This is a genomic window from Streptomyces sp. NPDC102278, assembly GCF_044766345.1.
GTDB lineage: Bacteria > Actinomycetota > Actinomycetes > Streptomycetales > Streptomycetaceae > Streptomyces.
The window spans coordinates 165617-185606 of the sequence record NZ_JBIWLV010000005.1; the positions used below are offsets into that span (position 1 = coordinate 165617).

Sequence of the window (19990 nt, forward strand, 5' to 3'; positions counted from 1 at the left end):
CTCAGCGCCCCGCGCCGCCCCGCCGGGCCAGCAGGATCCATCCCCCGAGCACGAGCAGCAGCGCCGTCCCCGCCCCGAAGCCCCCGGTGGCCACCGCGCGCATCGTCGAGCGGCTGTCCTCGGCCGCGGCGGCCTCCGGACCGGTGAGCCCCTCCTCGGCGGCGGTGCGGTCGGCGGCGTCCACCCCGAACCCGGCCGCGCTCAGCTCCTCCTGGTACGCCGGCGCCTTGCCGGGGGCGCCGATGACGTCCGTGCGCAGGGTCAGCGGCACCGGCACCGCGTCCTCGGTGAACTCCCCGACCTTCCCGCCCAGCGTCACGGCGACGTAGTACCAGCCGGCCAGCCGTGTCCCGCGCACCTCGGCGTCGTCGGAGAAACGGTTCTCGTACGCCACCGGAGCCGTCTTGGGCAGCGTGACCCCGGCCTGCTTGCCGTCGTAGGAGGCGTCTTTGGAGTCGACCAGCGCCCGGTAGGGGCTGTAGAGCGACACCGTGAGGCCGTTGGACGCCGAGCCGTACTCCTTCGTCATCCTGGCCGCCGCGATCTCCGCGCCGATCCCCAACTGCTGTCCCCAGTCCAGCGGGACGCGGTAGTACCGGGTCTGCCCGGGCCGCAGGTCGTCGCGCCACACCCCCTTGCCGAGGGCGCGCGCGTCGTTGAAGCCGGTACCGCCGGTCCGGCCGAGCGAGGCACCGCCGGGCAGTGTCGGCGAGGCCGAGGGCCAGACGCTGGGCGCGACGGTGGGGGAGCCGCCGCCGAGGGCCGGCTCGCGCAGGACGAGCAGTTCGACCGGCCACCGCCCCCGGTCGGAGTCCTTGGCCGCGGTGCGCGTGACCTTCGCGTAGTAGGTGGCGGCGGCCTGGCACTCGCCGTCCTCCTTGACCCGCCGGACGGCCGCCGCGCTCACCGGGACGGGGTCGTAGCCGAAGCCGGCCCGCGCGTAGCCGGGGCAGCGGGTCCCCGCGCCGGAGATGATCTCGACCTCGATGCCGTCGCTGTAGCCGACCTTGGCGCCGGCGGGCGGGCGGACCACCGCGGAGACGTACACGTCGGACGTGGCGTCGAGCCGGAGTTGGTAGAACCGTTCCTCCGGACCGATGGTGTCCTCGTAGACCGTCCCGGTCTCCAGCACCGCGGTGTCCGCGGTGGAGGGCCTGCCCTCCACCTCCTTCGCCCCGTCCGCCGCGCGGTACGTCGGCGCCGGCAGCGGCGACGAACCGGCCGCCCACGCGGCCCCCGGCAGCGCCGCCACGAGTCCCAGCCCGGCGACCCCCGCCAGCACGACACTCCGTACCTGACGTCCCCGATCCATCACACGCACCCCGAGTTGCTCGCGCAAGCCAAATCTTTGCATACCGCAAGTTTTCGTCACAGAACAGCACAAAGCCCCGGCAGCATCGGCAGCCGGGGCTTCATGGGATCAATCGTGGGTCTCACACGCCAGAACCAGAAGGCACGGAGTCGGTTGCCTCCGTCCACAGGTCCTGCTCGGCACGGTCCGCCTGGATCTGGCGGTACACGAGGAGCCCGCCGATGGCGGCCAGTGCGACCAGGAGCAGCTTCTTCACCGCGCGACCTCGTCTTTCGTTGACGTTGGGGACTTCTGGCGCCCAACAATACACACCGACCGATACCGATCGGTTATCTGGGAACCCCTCAACTGACCCGACGACAAAGACCCCCAGGCCTGGGGCCTGGGGGTCTTCGACACTGTGGGGCTAACAGGATTTGAACCTGTGGCCTCATCCTTATCAGGTCGATCACGGGTAGTGGCCGGACCCCAGGCGCCGGGTAGTCAGTACGCCACCCGCCAGGAACTTTGCCTCGTTCGGCAGCTAGAGGCAGCCGCTGTTCGCTGGTGTTGATGTCAGTAGTAGATGTCAACGAGGAACATAGGTTGACAAAACAAGACACAGAGGCTAAGGGGCTTCAGGCGAGGAGCAACGACACCGGACGACCCTGCCTGTCAACGCTTCTTCGGCACCATCTGCTCCAGCGTTGCGACACAGCGAAATCCCGTGTCGTCATCATGCATCGTGTCGTCGGCATCGTTGAAGACTGCCGGGACGCCTCGGAACAGAGGGCTCGTGAATGCACTGCCCTTGAGTTCGTATCGGCCCGGACGGGACGGGGTCGCACACCACTCCCAGACATTGCCCACCATGTCGTAGGCCCCGTACGGAGAGACACCGCTGTGATACCGGGAGACCGATGTCGTGCGCTCTACCGCCGTCTCCCGCACGTTGCACTTTGCAGCGGTCCGCTGGTCTCCCCATGGGAATGTACGGCCTGAAGTACCGCGCGCCGCTTTCTCCCACTGCTCAGCAGATGGCAGCGACTTCCCCGCCCAAGTGGCATAGGCATTCGCATCGCGCCACGTCACATGCACAACCGGGTGGTCGTAAAGGTCCCGAGGGCAGCGCCCATTATCCCAGTGCTCCGGAGCAGGGTGCCGCGTGGCCGCACAGAACCTTGCATAATCGGCATTGGTCGTCGGGAAGGTATCTATGTGGAATTCTTCCACCCATACCGGATCGTCTGCCTGCCCGGCCAGGTAAATGCCTTCTGGGACATGCGCCATCAGCTTGCCGTCACCAGGGTGCTTCACGTACTCGCCGCTGCTGGTCTCGTAGTCGCCTGGTTCGATGATTGTGAGGGTCGGCACGTCATCTGCCGCCAAGATGCCAACGAACCGACCTTGCGCATCTTTGTCGGCCTTCGCTAACAGCGTGTCAAGGGCCGCTTGATTTACCATGCGCAGGGAAGCGTCTTCCCCGTCACGCTCCCACCTGGAAACAATTCGATCAGATACCCCCAGTTTTTCGGCAAACTCCATGAGGCTCATCCGTACCGCCTCACGGAGTGCCTTTACTTCCCGTCCGGTCCATTTGGTCACGAGTGGCATGAGCTACCTCGCTGACGTATCGCCGCCCTGAGCTAAGCAGCGCAAACCTTTTACAGTCGGTCGCCCGGGATTTCCGAGTAGGCATTGCGCAGCGCGGTAAGTACGGGATGATCCGGCGAGAACTCGACGTCGTCCAGTGCGCTGATGGAGCGCACGCCAATCGTCGTATTCGTTGCAAAAGCAGCGGCCATGTTCGGTACGTCGCTGAGACGCACCGGCGCCGTGATCTGCTTCGGTGAATCGAGCGATTGGAGAAGCAGCATCGTCGTGCCAGGGAGTACGGGAGCCTCGGGCCAGACGACTGTTCCCTCTCGATCGACGAACCCCAGGTTCCACGTTCCGCCCTCGGAGATTCGGCCGTCCGGTTCAAGGAACGCCGCGTCATCGAATCCGGCAAGCTGCGCCTCCCGGCGAAGCCGGAGTTGCGGGTGCAGGCCGATGTGCTTCACCTCGGCGTTGTCGCGGGTGAAGACGAACGACTTGGCCCTGAGGGCAGGCGGCGGCATCGCGCCGGCCGGGCGCCGGGTCACGAGGATGTGCGGATCCTTGGCGGCGCTAGGGGTTCCCATGTCTAGCGCCGGGTCGAACACGGTCACGCGGAGGCCAGCGATCCCAGTCACGCCCTGAGCTGCCTTGCGGATGTAGCTCAGCGTCTGCTCACGGTCCAGTTCGACGCCGAAGACGATGCGGCAGTCCCGCACCAGGCGGTCCAGGTGGAGTGAGAGACCACGGATGGTGCCGTCTTCCATCCGCATGGATGTGAAGTGCCCGTAGTTGCTGAGGGCGAGGCTCTGGAGGTCATCGAGGGTGACGGGGTTCCCGTTCAGTTCTGCCATGCGGCCAGTCTTACAGCCCGTCAGAGGACGTCAACACCCCTCGCAGCACCGAAAGTTCGGATTAGTTCGGTGTGAGGGCGGCGAGAGTGCGTACTCCTGAGGAGCCTGACAGGACACGCTGAAGCCATGAAGACGAACGCACCTCAACACATGCCAGGCACCGGGTTCCTACGCGGAGGGGCCCACGGCCCTCTCGAGCTGCTGCACGCGTTCGACCAGACCAGCAAGCTCGGTCGAGACCCGCTCTACCTCGGCTTGCAGTTCGTTCAGGCGTCGCGCCGAGTCGCGAGGCCTCGGCTCGCCGGCAGCGGGATCGCGCACGTAGGTGCCGCTCCCCGAGACGCCTTCGACTAGCCCGTCTTCCTGAAGTTGCGCGTAGGCGTTCTGCACGGTCATCAGGGAGACGCCGAGCTTCTTCGCATACGCCCGGCCACCGGGAAGGCGATCCCCCGGACCGAACGTACCCGCGGCGATCTCGTCTCGGAGTCTGGCGGCGATTTCTCGGGCGTTGGGCTTCCGCTTCGGCTGTGAGTTCACTCCGAAAGCGTACTTGACCTAGGTCGCTTGAACTCAGGGCGTGTGAGCACTTGACGGCCAGGAAGCGACCTAGGTAGCTTTCTCATCAACGGCAAGCGACCTAGGTCGCTCACCTTCCTCGGTCCTTTGACCAGAGGAGTTGCCTGGTCAAGACGGATCCGGAGACGGACGCAGCGGACACCAGCAGCACTTCTTGACCTGACCGACCCAAACCTGTACCGGCGGAGCTGACCGAACCGCAGTACCCCGCACCAGCCGGAAGACCTGGGAAGGCGACGTTGTCGCACGCCAACGGGCTGGGAGCGGAAATTCCTTGAGAACTGAAGAGCGTGCCGACCCAGCCACATGCACAGGTGTGGTCGATGGGTGCAGGCCACCACCCCGACCGCCCATGTCGGGCCAGGTGCCTGCCCGGATCCGCCTTCTTGGCGAGTTCGGCATTGCGTGATTGGAGGGCTTTGCCCTCCGTGTTGCTCCGATGGTCGTAGGTCAGGTTCGACTCCTGGCCGGAGCGCGGGCCCCGTCTTGGGGCTCTCTGTGCAACCAGCCGCGGGCGGTCGCCTCTCTCCAAAGACCGCGACCGCCCCGGCTCCCTTCGCTGATCAGGAGAGATCCACATGCGTTCGTACATCGGTAACCACCAGATCGTGAATCTGGCCGAGTTCGAAGAGCTGGCGCTCGGCTTCGATGAACTGCCCCTCGGGCTGGACAGGGACCTGTTCCGGGGCCCGCTGACCCCGGAGACGGCCCAGGAGCGTGCGGCCCGTGAGGCGGTGGCCCGTGAGGTCATCGCGGAGCTGGCCGCGATGGGTGAGGGCGGGGACGAGATCGCCGCGTGGGACGCGCTCTACGCCGACGCGCTCACCCGTACCGTCCCGTTCCTGCGGGGCGCCGCCCGTGACGCCGGCCGTTCCTCCTGGATGGGGGAAGCGGCATGAGCGCCCGATCGATGCAAGACCTGCACCGGGTGCTGATCTGGCTCGGTTCGCTGGCCGTCGTGAGCTGCACCGTGAGCGCCGTGGCGGTGCACGAGGGCTGGCTCCTTGGGGTGGCCGCGCTCGGTTTCGGTGTCCAGCACATCGGCTGGTCGCTTCACCGGCGCCGGATCGGCGGTGCGGCATGAGCACCACCTTGGCGGCCCTGTCCGCAGCGCTTCCCCTGGCGTCCGGCTGGTCTGTTCACAGCCTGTGGATGCGGCGCCGGATCGAGACGGCCCGCCGCGACCCGCTCACCGGGCTGTGGACGCGGGACCCCTTCGAGGAGCGGGCCCGCAAGAGCCTGGCCCGAGGGTCCCAGCGTGCCGTACTCGTCTTGGACCTCAACCGATTCAAGGAGATCAACGACACCCTCGGCCACGCGGCCGGAGACGCGGTCATCCGTGAGACCGGGCACCGCCTGGGCCGGTGGGCCGAGGAGCACGCCGGGGTCGCCGGGCGCCTGGGCGGGGACGAGTTCGCCGCCCTGATCCCCGGCTACGGCATCGACAAGTTGCGCGCCGACCTGTTCATGCTGACGGGCCGACTGGCCCAGCCGGTGGCCTTCGAGGGGCGCCCCATCGAGGTGAGTGCCTCGATCGGTGCCGCCTATTACCGCACCGGAAACGGTGACCTCTCCACCCTGCTGCGCAGGGCTGATGAGCAGATGTACCGGGCCAAGCAGCGTGGCGGGGGCTGGCGCATCGCGCACCGGCTGAGCGTCCCCGAGGTGGGCACGGTCAACGGGCGTCGTGATGGCCGCCGTGGTACGAGCGGGGTGGCGGCGTGATGGCGACCCGCAACGCACTGAGCAAGGCACAGAAGATCGTGTTGACGGCAGCGTTCGTGCCCATGCTCGCCACCGGGGTTGCCGGTGGGGTGGGGACGTTCAGCAACATCAGCCGCGCCTACGGCTCCGGTACGGCGCTGGGCGCGGTGGCAGCCGGTGAAGGTGCGACCGCCGTTCTGGCGCTGGTACTCCTCGGGCTGACGATGCTGGGTCAGTCCTCCCCGGGGATCATCCGGGTGGGGCTGTGGGCCCTGCCGGCCGCCGCGTCGGTCATGGCCGCGATGGCCGCCGATGACCCGGGCCGCACCGTCATCTACGCCGTGACCCCGATGGGCATGTGCGTCGCTGCGGAGGGCATGGCGTTCCTCGCCCGGCGGATCGTGGTTCACCAGGACGGCCGCGACATCGAGGCGGAAGCGAAGGCTGCCGCCGTGGTTCGGGCCCTGGCTTACCACCGGGCCCGCGCGGCGAACCACCCGCAGTCGAGGGTGCGGAAGTCGTCCGACCGGACATCGTGGAAGCTGGCTCGGAAGGTCGGGTTGGGCGACGCATCGTTGGGTGCGCGACTCCTGGACGTCCAGCGGGACCGGCTCACCAGCGGTGCGGACGCCGCCCTGGCCGCCATGTTCACCGGCCCCACAAACCAGTATGAAACGGCAGAGTTCACCGTAAATCGGTTGGGGTCTGACCTGCATGAGTCGGCCCCCGAGACGCCGCCCGTAACGACCGAACTCCCGGCCCCTGAGTCGGTCGACTCGGCACCGGTCATCGAGCCGGTTGCCCTGCCGCAGCCGGTTTCGGTAGTCGAGCCGGTCGAGCCTCCCCAGTCGGCTCCGGTGAAGGCGGTCGCCGCTGTGGAGTCGGCCCCGCGCCGGGCAACTGGTCGGGTGCCGAAGTCGGCCCGTACGCCCCGACCGACGCGCGATTCCGATGAGCTGCTGGAAGAGGCCCGGTCGGTCACGGCCAACTGGTCCGATGGCGAGCTGACAGCCGAGGCGATCCGTAAGGCGGTCCGCACGTCGTCCGCCAGGGGCCGTCTGCTGCGCGACACGCTCAAAGTCGAACGCGCCGCCGCCGCTGAAGCGACGGCCGCGTGATGGCCGGGCCCGGCATACCCGTCTATCCATGGAGGCTCGCCCCGGACGGGCTGGCCACGCGCCGTCAACTCCGCGCGGCCGGCCTGCGCCCCGGCGGACAGGACGTCGTGGCCCAGCTTGAGCGACCGCGCTACCGGCGGGAGCCGCTGACCGCCTATCTCTACCGCGTCGACCTGGCCAAGCCCGTCCGGCCCATGACCCCGGCCAAGTGGGACGCGCTCGCCCTGGCGATGCTCGCCCGCCGTACCTGCCCCCAGTGCTCCACCGACGCCGGATACGTCATCCCGGCCTCGCTCGGCATGTGCGTGCCCTGCGCCTACCCCGAAGAACAGCGCGCTGCCTGAAGCAGAGGGCCCGGACGCCTCGCCGTCCAAGCGTCGTCCGGGCCCCCTTTCACCCCACTCGCTATGAGGGAGCAGACCCACCGTGTCTGATGTCCGCATCACTGACCAGGCCGAAGAGCTTGAGCGCCCCGGCGCCGAGGTCTTCGACATCACCACCAAGCGCCCCGCCAACCCCGCCCCGGCACCGACCGCCCCGCAGGACGATGAGGACGAGGAGTCGCCGCGGCTGCGGCCGGTCGACTCCCCGGACCTGCCGCCCCCGGGCATCACGTCCTACAAGCGCCTCCCGATCATCCCTTCCTGGCTGAAGTCGAAGCCGGGGTTCGTCTCCACCACGCAGCGCGCGACGAGCAACGCGTTCTACGCCACCGCCTTCCACGGCATCCGCACCCCCTGGTACGCGCTTCAGCTCGGGCGGCTCGCCCCGCGCGGCGTGGCCCGACTGGTACGGGACACCAACCGGTGGGTGTGGGACGCCGAGGCGGCCCCGCTGCGGGCGTATGAGGTCTACAAGGAGAACACCGCCGAGTACCTGAAGCTGTCACGGCAGCGCGACAGCCGGGTACGGCTACGGACCCTGGTCACCGTGGTGGGGCTCATCTTCGGTACCGGCTTCGCGCTGACCATGTACGTCATGGCGCCCGGTTGGCTCGCCGTGTTCGCCTCGGCCGCCGTCCTCGCCGCCGGTTTCTGGGGCGCACCCAAGGATCAGCCGGTGATCGGGCCCGCCGTGCTGAAGACGGAACTTGAGAAGCTCACCGGGATGCTCGTGCTCCGGGCGCTGGACAACATCGGCAACGCGAAGCTGACGGCCGCCATCAAGAAGGGCGGAGACATGAACGGCCTGCGCTTCACCTCGGAGATCACCCGGGACGGGCCCGGCTACCGCGCCGACCTCGACCTTCCCTGGGGTGTCACCCCGGAGGACATCATGGAGGCCCGCAAGCCGCTCGCCTCCGGCCTGCGCCGCAAGGTCGGATCGGTGTGGCCGTCCTCCGACCCGACCGAGCACGAAGGCCGCCTGGTCCTGTGGGTGGGCGACAAGCCCATGAACGAGACCAAGAAGCCCGCCTGGCCGCTGCTGAAATCAGGGCAGGTGGATCTGTTCAAGCCGGTCGTCTTCGGCAACGACCAGCGCATGGCCGATGTGGCCGTGACCCTGATGTTCGCCAGTGTGGTCGTCGGCTCCATCCCGCGCATGGGCAAGACGTTCCTGATGCGTCTGTTCCTGCTCATCGCCGCTCTGGACCCGCGCGCCCAGCTCTACGCGTTCGACTTCAAGGGCACCGGCGACTTCGGCGCGCTGGAGCCGGTCTGTCACCGCTACCGGGCAGGGGATGAGGATGAGGACATCCTCTACGTCCTCGAATCGCTGCGGGAACTGCGTGCCGAGCTGCGGCGCCGCGCGAAGGTCATCAAGTCGCTGCCACGCTCGCGCTGCCCGGAGTCGAAGGTGACTGCCGAGCTGGCCAACGACAAGAGCTTGGGCCTGCACCCGATCGTCGCCGGATTCGATGAGTGCCAGGTTCCCTTCGAGCACGAGAAGTACGGCAAGGAACTCGAAGAGATCTGCACCGACCTGTGCAAGCGCGGCCCGGCCCTCGGCATGGTCACCCTGTTCGGGACGCAGCGCCCGGACGCGAAGTCGCTGCCCACCGGTATCAGCGCGAACGCGGTGCTGCGGTTCTGCCTCAAGGTCATGGGTCAGCCCGCCAACGACATGGTGCTCGGTACCTCGATGTACAAGGCGGGGTACCGGGCCACGATGTTCTCCCGCACCGACCGGGGCATCTGCTGGATGGCCGGTGAGGGAGACGACCCGCGCATCGTGGCCTCGGCGTTCGTGGACGCGGTCGCCGCCGAACAGGTCGTCGTGCGGGCCCGCCGGATGCGCGAGGAGTACGGCAACGTCACCGGCCACGCCATCGGCCAGGAACCCGAGAGCGGGGAAGCCTCCTTCGACCTCCTCGCCGACATCCTCAGGGTCGTGCCGGCCGATGAGGAGAAGGTCTGGAACGAGAAGGTCGCCGCCCGCCTCGCCGCGCTTCGCCCCGAGGTCTACAGCGGCTGGAAGGCCGAGACGGTCACCACGAACCTCAAGCCGCACGGCATCACCGCACAGGACGTCTGGGGCTCCACCACCGCAGGCAAGGGCACCACCCGACGCGGCATCGCCCGCGCCGACATCACGGGTGCCTTCACCCTCCGTGATGGAAAGCGGTCGGGGAGCTGACTCGCACCGCTGCTAGACCTAGCGGCCATCGCTGCTAGGTCTAGCACCCCCGCTAGCACCCCGAACCGGTTCCCATCAGCGATCTCGCACCTAGCAGCCGACCTGCGAAAACACCGGAATCCCCGCCCGGAAGGCACTCCATGACCTCCATCCTCCTTGCTAGCGCCTGCCTACTGATCATCACTCTCGGTTACATCAGCGTGTGCGCGTCCTCGCCGTTCGGCACCTGCCGCAAGTGCAAGGGCTTCGGCTACGCGCTCAAGACCGACCGCAAGGGCCGCCTCAAGCGCGGCAAGCACTGCCGCCGCTGCGACGGCCACGGCAAGCGCATCCGCATCGGCCGCCACCTCTACAACCTCTGGCTGCGCCTGTACCGCGACGCCAACCCCGCCCCCCGCAAGACGTTCGCCCCGAAGGGATAACCCCATGGCCATCACCCTCTCGCTCGTCGCCCTGTTCGGCCTGGTCCTGTTCTTCCTGCTCCGCTCCAAGACCCTCGGCTACGGCTCCGCGTTCATCGCCATCATGTTCGGCTTCTTCCTCGCCTCCACCGGAGCGTCCGAGCCCATCAACCAGCTCACCACCGCCGTCATCAAGGCCGTGTCCGACCTCGGGAGCCAGGGATGAAGCAGCCGCTCGCCTACCGGCACTGGGCCGTCGACCTCGCCCCCAAGGCGGCCCCCGCACTCGCCACCACGACCGTGCTCATCCTGGGCCGGATCTGGAACGCCAACGGCGCCGAGCACAGCATCGGCAACGCGGCCCTCATGGTCGTGCTCGCCACCGGCGCCGCGGCGGCCGGCGCGTTCTCCTCCGGCAACCGCTCCGGTGGCAGCGTCATCGCCGGAACCGCGTTCGCCGCCTCCGGGGGCCTGGCCCTCGCTGGGGTCGCCGGATACGCCGATGGCCTCTCCCTGCCGATCCTGCTGTGGGCCCTGGCCACCGCCGTCGCCTACGGACTCGCCGCCCGCTACTGGCGCACCGACCGACGCGAAGACGTCGCACACGAGCGGCAGACCCTCGGCCGCCGCGAAGACCACGCCCACGTCGAGCGGGTCGAAGCGCTGCGCGCCGGAGCACAGATCGAGGTCGCCCGCTCCGGCGCCGTCTACGCCGAACAGCTCGCCAACGCCCTCATCACCCGCGCTACCCTCCCCGGCTTCAACCCGCACGCCATCACGGACGCGGGACTTCCCGAACTGCCCCGCGCTGAGGGGAGGGACTGGTGAGCGGGCCGGAGGCGGTCTACGCCACCGCGCCGAGCGTCATCAGCGAGATCGGATGGACCGTGCGCGGAGCCCGCGACTGCCGTCGCGGCGTCCACGTCCGGGAGTTCTGGCTCCGCAAGGCCGCACTCCTGGACCGCATCGCCCTCAGCGACGACGACCCCGTGGGCGGTGACGCCGCGACGTGCGCCGTTGAAGCGGCTCGCCGGCTGATGGAGATCGACCACGCGGACAGTTCCCGCACCGCAGACCCCCGCGGCTACGTCCGCCAGCAATACGCCCTCTGGATCCGCCACCACTGAGGAGAGATCACCTTGAACTCCAGCTCCGCCCTGAGCACCACGCAGCACCCCACGATGCACACGCAGGTCGACGGTCTCAGCTACCGGCCCGAGCGGATCAGCGTCATCGCGGCCCTGTCCCACATCCGCAGCGCCCGCAAGAGCCCCAAGAACGTGGACGCGGTCAACGTCTACGCCTTCACCGGCCGGGACGGGATCCCGCTGCACGTGGTCTACATCCACCACGCCCCGGGCCGCTGGCACGGCGTCCGCGACGTCATCGACGTCTACGAGATCCCCACCGCCGCGCTCACCGACCTGTAGCTGTGCCCGGGGCGGTCGCCTCTCTCCAAAGACCGCGACCGCCCCGGTATCTCCGTCCCTTCGCAGAAACAGGAGACCCCCAGCATGACGCAACCCACCCCGATCAGGCGATCCCGCCTCCGGGTACTCGACGCCTACTCGTGCATCGGTGGCGCGGCCCGCGGCTACCAGTACCTCGGCTGGCACGTCACCGGCATCGACATCAACCCGCAGCCCGACTACTGCGGCGACGCCTTCCACCAGGGCGACGCCGTCGAGTTCATCCGCGAGCACGGCCGCGAGTTCGACTTCATCCACGCCTCGCCGCCCTGCCAGGGAGAAGGGGCGCCGACCAAGGGCACGAACGCCGCCCGCAATGCCCGCACCGGCCGCCGGCACCCGAGGCTCATCGCTCCCACCCGCGCGGCTCTGGACGCCGTGGGACGGCCGTACGTGATGGAGAACGTGGCCGGCTCCGAGGTCCGCAAAGACGTGCGGCTGTGCGGCGAACAGTTCGGCCTGGCCGTGCTGATGCACCGCTACTTCGAACTCGGCGGCTGGTCCACCGCGCAGCCGGCGCACCCCGCGCACCGGGGCAGGGTGCGCGGCTGGCGACACGGCAAGTACTTCAACGGCCCCTACGTCGCGGCCTACGGCAAGGGCGGCGGCAAGGCCACCGTGGACGAGATCCGCGAGGCCAAGGGCATCGACTGGTCCACCGACCACCTCTCCCTGCGCGAGGCCCTGCCGCCCGCCTACACCCGCTGGATCGGGACCGCGTTCCTGACCCACAGCACGGAGGCAGCGGCATGAACCCCACCCTCCTGAACGCCGCCCTCACCGCAGCCGGGCGCGGCTGGCCCGTCTTCCCCCTGCGTGCCGGGGACAAGCGGCCCGCCGGACACCCCGAACGCAACTGCCCCCGCACCGGCCGCTGCACGGACGGGCACCGGACCCCCGAACAGCGCGCCACCCTCGACCCCGGACAGATCACCGCTTGCTGGCAGGCAGCCTCCTACAACGTCGGCATCGCCACCGGCCCCGCCGGACTCCTCGTCGTGGACCTCGACATCCCCAAGGACGACGACGGACCCGCTCCCCAGGAATGGGCCGGTGCCACGGACGGTCTGGACGTCTTCGCGATGATCTGCGAGCGCGCCGGTGAGCGGCTGCCGACCGAGACGTTCACGGTGCGCACCCGCCGTGGCGGACAGCACCTGTACTTCACCGCCCCTGCCGAAAAGCAGCTACGTGGGAGCGCAGGGCGCCTGGGGTGGAAGGTCGACACGCGAGCCTGGGGCGGATACGTGGTCGCGGCCGGCAGCACGGTCGGCACCGGGGTCTACGAGATCATTCACGACGCGCCCCCAGCCCCCCTCCCCACGTGGCTCTGTGACCTCCTCATCACGCCGCCCGCACCCGCCCCCGTCCCCGTGGCCGTGCTCCGCGCCCGGATCGGGAAGGCAGACCGGTACGCGACCGCAGCGCTCAACGGCGAGGTCGCCAAAGTCGCGTCCGCTGCCACCGGCGCCCAGAACACCACGCTCTACAACGCGGCGTACGCGCTCGGCCGCCTCATCGCCGCAGGGACCCTCACCGAGGACGAGGTGACCGACGCGCTCACCGCCGCGGCCCCGGAGGGGCTCGCGCCTTCCCGCATCGCGGCCAGCATCCGCGACGGCATCCACCGCAGCGCCCGCAACACCCTGGGAGGAGCGGCATGACCACACAGCCCGTGGACAGCTCGGAACTGTGGGCGGGCTTCGAGGCTCTGGACGCTCAGGAGGCGGCTACTGCGCCGTGGGAGGAGCCGATCCCGCTCACCGCCCGCCGGGAACTCCCCGCCTTCCCCACCGAGGTCTTTCCGGCCTGGCTGGGCGATTACGTGCGCGCGGTCGCGGAAGAGACGCAGACACCGGTGGACATGGCCGCCTCCCTCGCGCTCGCGGTGCTGGGCACTGCTGCCGGGGGCCGGGCCGTGGTCCACGTCCGTGGCCGGTGGCGTGAGCCCGTGAATGTGTTCGTGGTCGTCGCGCTGCCGCCGGGCAACCGCAAGAGTGCTGTGTTCAACCTGATGGCCGACCCGCTCTACCGCTGTGAAGCGCTCCTGGTCACGCAGTCCGCCGGCCGGATCGTGGAAGCGGAGATCACCGCCCGCCTCGCCCGGGAGGTCGCGGACAACGCGGCGGCCAAGGCGGCCCGCGCCGACACGGACAAGCGCGACCAGCTCGTGGCTGAGGCCATCGGCCTCGCGCAGGCCGCCGAGGCGGTCACCGTGCCCGCCAAGCCCCGTCTGCTGGCCGACGACGCCACCCCGGAAGTCATCGCCTCACTCCTGGCCGAACAGGGCGGCAGGCTCTCCGTGATGTCCGCCGAGGGCGGCATCTTCGACATCATCGCCGGCCGCTACTCCGGCACCCCCAACCTGGATGTCTTCCTGCGCGGGCAGGCAGGCGACCGGCTTCGGGTGGACCGCCGGGGCCGCGAAGAGTTCATCGAGTCCCCTGCCCTGACCATGGGGCTCACCGTGCAGCCCTCCGTGCTGGAGGACATCGGCCGCATTAAGGGAGCCAACGACCGGGGCCTGTTGGCCAGGTTCTTCTACTCCCTCCCGACCTCGCTTGTCGGGCACCGCACGATCCTGCCCGAACCGATCCCGGACGCGGTGGCTACCACCTACGAGGAGAAGATCACCGCCCTGACCATGTCCCTGGCGGACTGGACGGACCCGGCGGTACTCCAGCTCTCCCCCGAAGCGGGCGACATCCTCGTTGCCTTCGAGGAGCGCCAGGAACCGCGGCTGCGGCCCCGTGGCGGCGACCTCGCCCACGTCGGGAACTGGGCCAACAAGCTGGGCGGCGCAACCTGCCGCCTGGCCGGGCTCCTTCACCTGGCCGTGCATCCCACGAACGGCCATACCGAGCCCGTCAGCGCGGACACCCTGCGCGCAGCGGTGAAGCTGATCGACTACTTCACCGGTCACGCGCTGGTGGTCTTCGACCTCATGGGCGCCGACCACACCGCCAACCGCGCTCACGCCGTGCTGGAGCTGCTGCGCACCCAGCAGTGGAGCGAGGTCAGCAAGCGCGACCTCATGGTGAAGCTCTCCCGCTCCGAGTTCCCCACGGTCGCTGATCTGGACCCCGCCCTGGAGCTGCTGGACGAGCACGGATTCATCCGCTGCCAGCCCGTCCAGCGCACCGGAGGCCGGGGCCGGCCGCCGTCCCCGCGCTACCTCATCCACCCCCAACTCAGCGACTCGACCGTCTGACCCCCGCCACAGAAACCACAGAATCACAGAAATAACCCCACCTAGCCCCTGACCTGCACAAACACCGCCAGGGGTGGTCCGCCACAGAAACCCACGGAAGTCCCACACAAATACCCGCCCACCCCGGGCCCTTATTTCTGTGGGACTTCCTGCGGTTTCTGTGGCGGACCACCCCCACAGAGGTTTCCGCAGGTCAGACCCCCTGCCCCGGGTTTCTGTGTATTTCGTGGTTTCTGTGGCGGCCCCCAGCTACGCCCTGCCTGGAGGAACGCCTTGAGCACCACCGCGCAACTGCCCTCTAGTCATCAGGCCGTGACCGTTGCTGAGGCGATGGCGGCCCTGCGAATCAGCCGACCCAAGCTCTACGACCTCATCCGCTCGGGAGCACTCCCAAGCTTCACCATCGGCCGGGCCCGCCGCATTCCCGCCGACTCGCTGCATCACTTCATCCACAACCAAATCGAGGAGGCTGCCTGATGGCCAAGCGACGCCCGAACGGCGGAGGGACCATCACCAGGCGGACAGACGGCAGGTACCAGGGTGCCGCCTACGTCACGGACACCGATGGCCAACGGGTTCGGAAATTCGTCTATGGCGGGACGTACGACGAAGCGGCGGAGAAGCTCGGAAAGCTGCAAGACCAGGAGCGCAACGGGGTTCCCGTGCCCTCGCGTTCCTGGACCGTGGGGCAATGGCTCGCCTACTGGCTGGAGCACATCGTCAAGCCCAACCGCGAGTTCAACACGTACGTCAAGTACGAGTCCAAGGTCAGGCTCTACCTGGTGCCCCATCTGGGAAAGAAGCCTCTGACCAAGCTGACCCCGGCACAGGTCCGCCTGTTCCTGGCTGCTCTGGTTCGCGAGAAGGTCCCGCCCACGGCTCGGTTCGAGTCATTGCGCGTCTTGCGCAACGCCCTGAACCGGGCGCGTCGCGAGGAGATCGTGATGCGCAATGTCGCTGAGCTGGTGGACATGCCCACGGTCAAGAAGCAGGAGCGCAAGCCATGGACCGCGCGGGAGGCGATTGTCTTCCTACGTACCGCGCGGGCCCACCGGCTCTACGCAGCCTGCGTGCTGGTGCTGGTTCTGGGGCTGCGACGGAGTGAGGTGCTGGGGCTGCGCTGGCAGGACATCGACTTCGAGGCCGGACAGTTCACCCCGGCCAAGCAGGTACAGCGGGCAGAAGGCAAGTTGGTCCTGAAGGACCTCAAGACGGAGTCCTCGAACGCCGTGCTGCCCTTGCCGAAGTTCTGCGCCGACGCTCTTGAAGAACGGCGATACCTCCAGAGTCTGGAGCGAAAGAACGCCGGCACCGACTGGAAACAGGCGTCGAATGCGGACCTGATCTTTTCGTCGGCCCACGGAGGGATGATCGAGCCGCGGGGCTTCTCCCGGACGTTCGAGGCCTTGGTGAAGCGGGCTGGCGTGCGGCCGGTCACCGTGCGGCTGGCGAGGCACACGTGCGGAACGCTGCTGGCTTCGCTGAAGGTGCATCCCAAGGTCGCCCAAGCGATCCTTCGACACAGTCAGATCAGCATGACGATGGATATCTACACGCACGTTGTGGATGAGGATCAGCGCGAGGCGGCCGGCCTTCTCGCAGATCTGCTGGAAGATCCACTCATCGGCTGATGTCAGCCGTAGATGTCAAAGACCCCCAACCGTGATCGGTTGGGGGTCTTTGTGCTGGTGGGGCTAACAGGATTTGAACCTGTGGCCTCATCCTTATCAGGGATGCGCTCTAACCAACTGAGCTATAGCCCCATCCGCGCTGCGCGCTGACTCCTGAAGGTTAGCGCACACACCCGGTAGGTCCAAAATCCGTTCCCGGGGGCCCCGCGGAGGCCGTCCCGGGGGACGCCGCAAGGGCGTCCCCGCAGGTCAGTCAGCCGGTGGGCCGGCCCTCGAACCGGTCGGTCATTCGTCCTCCGCCAGCGTCAGCTCGACGCCCCCGACGAAGCCCGCCGACAGGTTGTAGATGAACGAGCCGAGCGTCGCCAGCGCCGTCATGAGCACCACGTCGATGACCGCGATCACCGAGCTGAAGATCAGCACGCGGGGCAGCGAGAGGAACGACTGGAGGTCGAACCCGTTGCTCTCGTTCGAACCGGTCGCCTCGCTGATCGTGCCGCCCACGGTCGAGAAGACGCCCATCGCGTCCATGACCATCCACAGCACCACCGACGCGACGACCGTGCAGACACCGAGCGCGATCGACAGGAGGAAGCTGACCTTCATCACCGACCACGGGTCGGCCTTGGCCACCCGCAGCCGCGCCTTGCGCGTCCGGGGCGCCGTACGGGCCCCCGTGCGCGGCCGGCGTTGCGTGTCCCCACCCTGGCCCCCGCGAGCGGCCCCGGCGCCCGAGGGCGTCGCGTAGGCCTGCGGCGGCTGGTAGGGCTGACCGCCCCGGTTCTGACCGGCGTCGGTCGGTGACTTCGGCTGCGATCCTCGGGTATCCGTCACGGTTCCCCCCTGGGAGTCCGCGGCGGGGCCACGGGCACCGTTCGCTCCAGTCTTGGCCGGTCCGGCGCCCGCGGCTCCACTCACGACTTACTCCTCGTGCTCCCCAGCCGAGGGCTGCGTGCCCTCGGCGGCCTCGGCGACCTGTCCGTCGGCCGCCTCGGTCCCGATCTCGTTCTCGATCTCGTCGACCTCGTCAGCTTCCTGACCGGCCTCCGCGTTGCGCGCGATGCCGACCACGGCGTCGCGCTTACCCAGGTTGATCAGCTGGACGCCCATGGTGTCACGGCCGGTCTCCCTGACTTCGTTGACTCGCGTACGAATCACACCACCGCTGAGCGTGATGGCGAGAATCTCGTCCGTTTCGTCGACCACCAGCGCGCCGACGAGCGAACCGCGATCCTCCACGATCTTCGCCGCCTTGATGCCCAGTCCACCACGACCCTGGACGCGGTACTCGTCCACTGCCGTCCGCTTGGCGTAGCCGCCGTCGGTCGCGGTGAACACGAACGTACCCGGCCGCACCACGCTCATGGAGAGCAGTTCGTCCCCGCCTCGGAAACTCATGCCCTTCACGCCGGAGGTCGCGCGTCCCATGGGGCGCAACGAGTCGTCCGTCGCCGTGAAGCGGATCGACTGGGCCTTCTTGCTGATGAGCAGGAGGTCGTCGTCGGCGGACACCAGCTCCGCGCCGATGAGCTCGTCGTCGCTGCCGTCCTCCGTCTCGCGGAGGTTGATGGCGATTACACCACCCGAACGGGGCGAGTCGTAGTCCTTGAGGGCCGTCTTCTTCACCAGCCCGCCCTTGGTGGCCAGGATCAGGTAGGGCGCCGCCTCGTAGTCGCGGATCGCGAGGATCTGGGCGATCTTCTCGTCCGGCTGGAAGGCCAGCAGGTTCGCCACGTGCTGCCCGCGCGCGTCGCGGCCGGCGTCCGGGAGCTCGTACGCCTTCGAGCGGTAGACGCGGCCCTTGTTCGTGAAGAACAGCAGCCAGTGGTGCGTGGTGGACACGAAGAAGTGGTCGACCAGGTCGTCCTGCTTCAGCTTCGTGCCGCGCACGCCCTTGCCGCCGCGCTTCTGCGAGCGGTAGTCCTCGGTCTTGGTCCGCTTGACGTAGCCGCCGTGGGTGATCGTGACGACGATGTCCTCTTCGGCGATCAGGTCCTCCATGGACATGTCGCCGTCGAAGGGGACCAGCTTGGAACGCCGGTCGTCGCCGAACTTCTCGACGATCGCCGCCAGTTCCTCGCTGACGATCTGACGCTGGCGCTCCTCGGAGGCCAGGATCGCGTTGTACTCGTTGATCTTGGCCTGGAGCTCGTCGTGCTCGGCGACGATCTTCTGCCGCTCCAGGGCCGCCAGGCGGCGGAGCTGCATCTCCAGGATCGCGTTGGCCTGGATCTCGTCGATCGACAGCAGGCCCATCAGGCCCTCGCGGGCGATCTCGACCGTGTTGCTGCGCCGGATGAGGGCGATGACCTCGTCGATCGCGTCCAGCGCCTTGAGTAGACCGCGCAGGATGTGGGCGCGCTCCTCCGCCTTGCGCAGGCGGAAGCGCGTGCGCCGGACGACGACCTCGATCTGGTGCGTCACCCAGTGGCGGATGAACGCGTCGATCGACAGGGTGCGCGGCACCCCGTCGACGAGCGCCAGCATGTTGGCGCTGAAGTTCGACTGGAGGTCGGTGTGCTTGTACAGGTTGTTCAGCACGACCTTGGCGACGGCGTCCCGCTTGAGGACGATCACCAGGCGCTGGCCGGTCCGCGAGGAGGTCTCGTCGCGGACGTCGGCGATGCCGCCGACCTTGCCGTCCTTCACCAGGTCGGCGATCTTCTGCGCCAGGTTGTCCGGGTTGGTCTGGTACGGAAGCTCCGTGACCACCAGGCACTGGCGGTTCTGGATCTCCTCGACCTCGACCACCGCGCGCATCGTGATGGAGCCGCGCCCGGTCCGGTACGCCTCCTCGATGCCCTTGCGGCCCACGACGAGGGCGCCCGACGGGAAGTCCGGGCCCTTGATCCGCTCGACGAGCGCGTCCTGGAGCTCCTCGTGGGAGGCACCGGGGTGCTCCAGCGCCCACTGGGCACCGGCCGCGACCTCGCGCAGGTTGTGCGGCGGGATGTTGGTGGCCATGCCGACGGCGATGCCGGCCGAACCGTTGACCAGGAGGTTCGGGAAGCGCGCCGGCAGGACCGTCGGCTCCTGGTTGCGGCCGTCGTAGTTGTCCTGGAAGTCGACGGTCTCCTCGTCGATGTCCCGGAGCATCTCCATGGCCAGCGGCATCAGCTTGCACTCTGTGTAGCGCATCGCGGCCGCCGGGTCGTTGCCCGGGGAGCCGAAGTTGCCGTTGGAGTCCACGAGCGGCATCCGCATCGACCACGGCTGGGCCAGACGGACCAGGGCGTCGTAGATGGAGCTGTCGCCGTGCGGGTGGTAGGTGCCCATGACGTCACCGACGACGCGGGCGCACTTGTAGAAGCCCTTCTCGGGCCGGTAGCCACCGTCGTACATCGCGTACAGCACGCGGCGGTGGACGGGCTTGAGGCCGTCCCGCACGTCGGGCAGGGCGCGGGAGACGATGACGGACATCGCGTAGTCGAGGTAGGAGCGCTGCATCTCCGTCTCGAGCCCGACGGGCTCGATCCGCATCTGCGGCGGCTCCGCCGCGGGGTTCTCGGTGGTGGGGGTGGTTTCATCGGCCATTGCTGGTCAGAAGTCCTTTCAGGCGGTC

General features: G+C 68.5%; 23 protein-coding genes and 1 tRNA gene. 16 read left to right on the forward strand and 8 right to left on the reverse strand.

The window, feature by feature from the left end:
* Position 1: 1 nt before the first annotated feature.
* The 5 genes from ACIRO3_RS15385 to ACIRO3_RS15405 form a co-directional block, all read right to left on the reverse strand.
* A complete protein-coding gene (locus ACIRO3_RS15385) occupies positions 2 to 1312 on the reverse strand; it encodes a hypothetical protein (protein WP_404136633.1) in 1311 nt (436 codons plus the stop codon).
* Positions 1313 to 1433: 121 nt separating this feature from the next.
* Complete coding sequence (locus ACIRO3_RS15390) at positions 1434 to 1568, reverse strand: DLW-39 family protein (protein WP_208809277.1); 135 nt, start codon at positions 1566 to 1568, stop codon at positions 1434 to 1436.
* Between the two features lie 398 nt (positions 1569 to 1966).
* Positions 1967 to 2905, reverse strand: coding sequence for an SUMF1/EgtB/PvdO family nonheme iron enzyme (locus ACIRO3_RS15395; RefSeq protein ID WP_404136636.1), 939 nt, complete (start codon positions 2903 to 2905; stop codon positions 1967 to 1969).
* 50 nt (positions 2906 to 2955) lie between these two features.
* Positions 2956 to 3741: an aminotransferase class IV family protein gene (locus tag ACIRO3_RS15400; RefSeq protein ID WP_404136639.1), complete on the reverse strand. Its 786-nt coding sequence runs from the start codon at positions 3739 to 3741 to the stop codon at positions 2956 to 2958.
* A gap of 168 nt (positions 3742 to 3909) precedes the next feature.
* Complete coding sequence (locus ACIRO3_RS15405) at positions 3910 to 4278, reverse strand: GntR family transcriptional regulator (protein ID WP_404136642.1); 369 nt, start codon at positions 4276 to 4278, stop codon at positions 3910 to 3912.
* Between the two features lie 617 nt (positions 4279 to 4895).
* On the opposite strand from ACIRO3_RS15405, the gene ACIRO3_RS15410 reads away from it, so the two are divergent.
* The 16 genes from ACIRO3_RS15410 (at position 4896) to ACIRO3_RS15485 (ending at position 16428) form a co-directional block, all read left to right on the forward strand.
* Positions 4896 to 5216: a hypothetical protein gene (locus tag ACIRO3_RS15410; protein WP_404136645.1), complete on the forward strand. Its 321-nt coding sequence runs from the start codon at positions 4896 to 4898 to the stop codon at positions 5214 to 5216.
* Positions 5213 to 5401, forward strand: a complete 189-nt coding sequence (locus ACIRO3_RS15415; RefSeq protein WP_267814620.1) for a hypothetical protein — start codon at positions 5213 to 5215, stop codon at positions 5399 to 5401. The genes ACIRO3_RS15410 and ACIRO3_RS15415 overlap by 4 nt, the downstream gene beginning before the upstream one ends.
* Positions 5398 to 6042: a GGDEF domain-containing protein gene (locus ACIRO3_RS15420; RefSeq protein WP_404136649.1), complete on the forward strand. Its 645-nt coding sequence runs from the start codon at positions 5398 to 5400 to the stop codon at positions 6040 to 6042. The genes ACIRO3_RS15415 and ACIRO3_RS15420 overlap by 4 nt, the downstream gene beginning before the upstream one ends.
* Complete coding sequence (locus ACIRO3_RS15425) at positions 6042 to 7139, forward strand: conjugal transfer protein (protein ID WP_404136652.1); 1098 nt, start codon at positions 6042 to 6044, stop codon at positions 7137 to 7139. Before ACIRO3_RS15420 ends, ACIRO3_RS15425 begins: the two co-directional genes overlap by 1 nt.
* On the forward strand, positions 7139 to 7483 hold the full coding sequence (locus ACIRO3_RS15430) for an RRQRL motif-containing zinc-binding protein (RefSeq protein ID WP_404136655.1): 345 nt from the start codon (positions 7139 to 7141) through the stop codon (positions 7481 to 7483). Before ACIRO3_RS15425 ends, ACIRO3_RS15430 begins: the two co-directional genes overlap by 1 nt.
* Positions 7484 to 7565: 82 nt before the next feature.
* A complete protein-coding gene (locus ACIRO3_RS15435; RefSeq protein WP_404136657.1) occupies positions 7566 to 9716 on the forward strand; it encodes a cell division protein FtsK in 2151 nt (716 codons plus the stop codon).
* Positions 9717 to 9856: 140 nt separating this feature from the next.
* Positions 9857 to 10138, forward strand: coding sequence for a hypothetical protein (locus ACIRO3_RS15440; protein WP_404136660.1), 282 nt, complete (start codon positions 9857 to 9859; stop codon positions 10136 to 10138).
* 4 nt (positions 10139 to 10142) lie between these two features.
* The gene (locus ACIRO3_RS15445; protein ID WP_386522449.1) at positions 10143 to 10343 is read left to right on the forward strand and encodes a hypothetical protein; all 201 of its coding nucleotides are present in this window, start codon (positions 10143 to 10145) and stop codon (positions 10341 to 10343) included.
* Positions 10340 to 10945: a hypothetical protein gene (locus ACIRO3_RS15450; protein WP_404136663.1), complete on the forward strand. Its 606-nt coding sequence runs from the start codon at positions 10340 to 10342 to the stop codon at positions 10943 to 10945. Before ACIRO3_RS15445 ends, ACIRO3_RS15450 begins: the two co-directional genes overlap by 4 nt.
* Positions 10942 to 11244 carry a hypothetical protein gene (locus tag ACIRO3_RS15455; protein WP_404136666.1) on the forward strand — a complete coding sequence of 101 codons (303 nt, stop codon included), beginning with the start codon at positions 10942 to 10944 and terminating at the stop codon, positions 11242 to 11244. Before ACIRO3_RS15450 ends, ACIRO3_RS15455 begins: the two co-directional genes overlap by 4 nt.
* Positions 11245 to 11256: 12 nt before the next feature.
* The gene (locus ACIRO3_RS15460) at positions 11257 to 11547 is read left to right on the forward strand and encodes a hypothetical protein (protein WP_404136669.1); all 291 of its coding nucleotides are present in this window, start codon (positions 11257 to 11259) and stop codon (positions 11545 to 11547) included.
* An 84-nt stretch (positions 11548 to 11631) separates the two neighbouring features.
* Positions 11632 to 12339: a class I SAM-dependent methyltransferase gene (locus ACIRO3_RS15465; protein WP_404136672.1), complete on the forward strand. Its 708-nt coding sequence runs from the start codon at positions 11632 to 11634 to the stop codon at positions 12337 to 12339.
* Positions 12336 to 13250, forward strand: a complete 915-nt coding sequence (locus ACIRO3_RS15470; protein ID WP_404136675.1) for a bifunctional DNA primase/polymerase — start codon at positions 12336 to 12338, stop codon at positions 13248 to 13250. The genes ACIRO3_RS15465 and ACIRO3_RS15470 overlap by 4 nt, the downstream gene beginning before the upstream one ends.
* A complete protein-coding gene (locus tag ACIRO3_RS15475; protein WP_404136678.1) occupies positions 13247 to 14797 on the forward strand; it encodes a YfjI family protein in 1551 nt (516 codons plus the stop codon). The genes ACIRO3_RS15470 and ACIRO3_RS15475 overlap by 4 nt, the downstream gene beginning before the upstream one ends.
* 273 nt (positions 14798 to 15070) lie before the next feature.
* On the forward strand, positions 15071 to 15274 hold the full coding sequence (locus ACIRO3_RS15480) for a helix-turn-helix domain-containing protein (RefSeq protein ID WP_404136681.1): 204 nt from the start codon (positions 15071 to 15073) through the stop codon (positions 15272 to 15274).
* Positions 15274 to 16428, forward strand: a complete 1155-nt coding sequence (locus ACIRO3_RS15485; RefSeq protein ID WP_404136684.1) for a tyrosine-type recombinase/integrase — start codon at positions 15274 to 15276, stop codon at positions 16426 to 16428. Before ACIRO3_RS15480 ends, ACIRO3_RS15485 begins: the two co-directional genes overlap by 1 nt.
* A gap of 55 nt (positions 16429 to 16483) precedes the next feature.
* On the opposite strand, the gene ACIRO3_RS15490 is transcribed toward ACIRO3_RS15485, so the two are convergent.
* The 3 genes from ACIRO3_RS15490 to gyrA form a co-directional block, all read right to left on the reverse strand.
* Positions 16484 to 16560 (reverse strand) — tRNA-Ile (locus ACIRO3_RS15490).
* A gap of 153 nt (positions 16561 to 16713) precedes the next feature.
* The gene (locus ACIRO3_RS15495; RefSeq protein ID WP_361770667.1) at positions 16714 to 17346 is read right to left on the reverse strand and encodes a DUF3566 domain-containing protein; all 633 of its coding nucleotides are present in this window, start codon (positions 17344 to 17346) and stop codon (positions 16714 to 16716) included.
* Positions 17347 to 17349: 3 nt separating this feature from the next.
* Positions 17350 to 19962 carry a DNA gyrase subunit A gene (gyrA, locus tag ACIRO3_RS15500; RefSeq protein WP_361770669.1) on the reverse strand — a complete coding sequence of 871 codons (2613 nt, stop codon included), beginning with the start codon at positions 19960 to 19962 and terminating at the stop codon, positions 17350 to 17352.
* Positions 19963 to 19990: the final 28 nt, after the last annotated feature.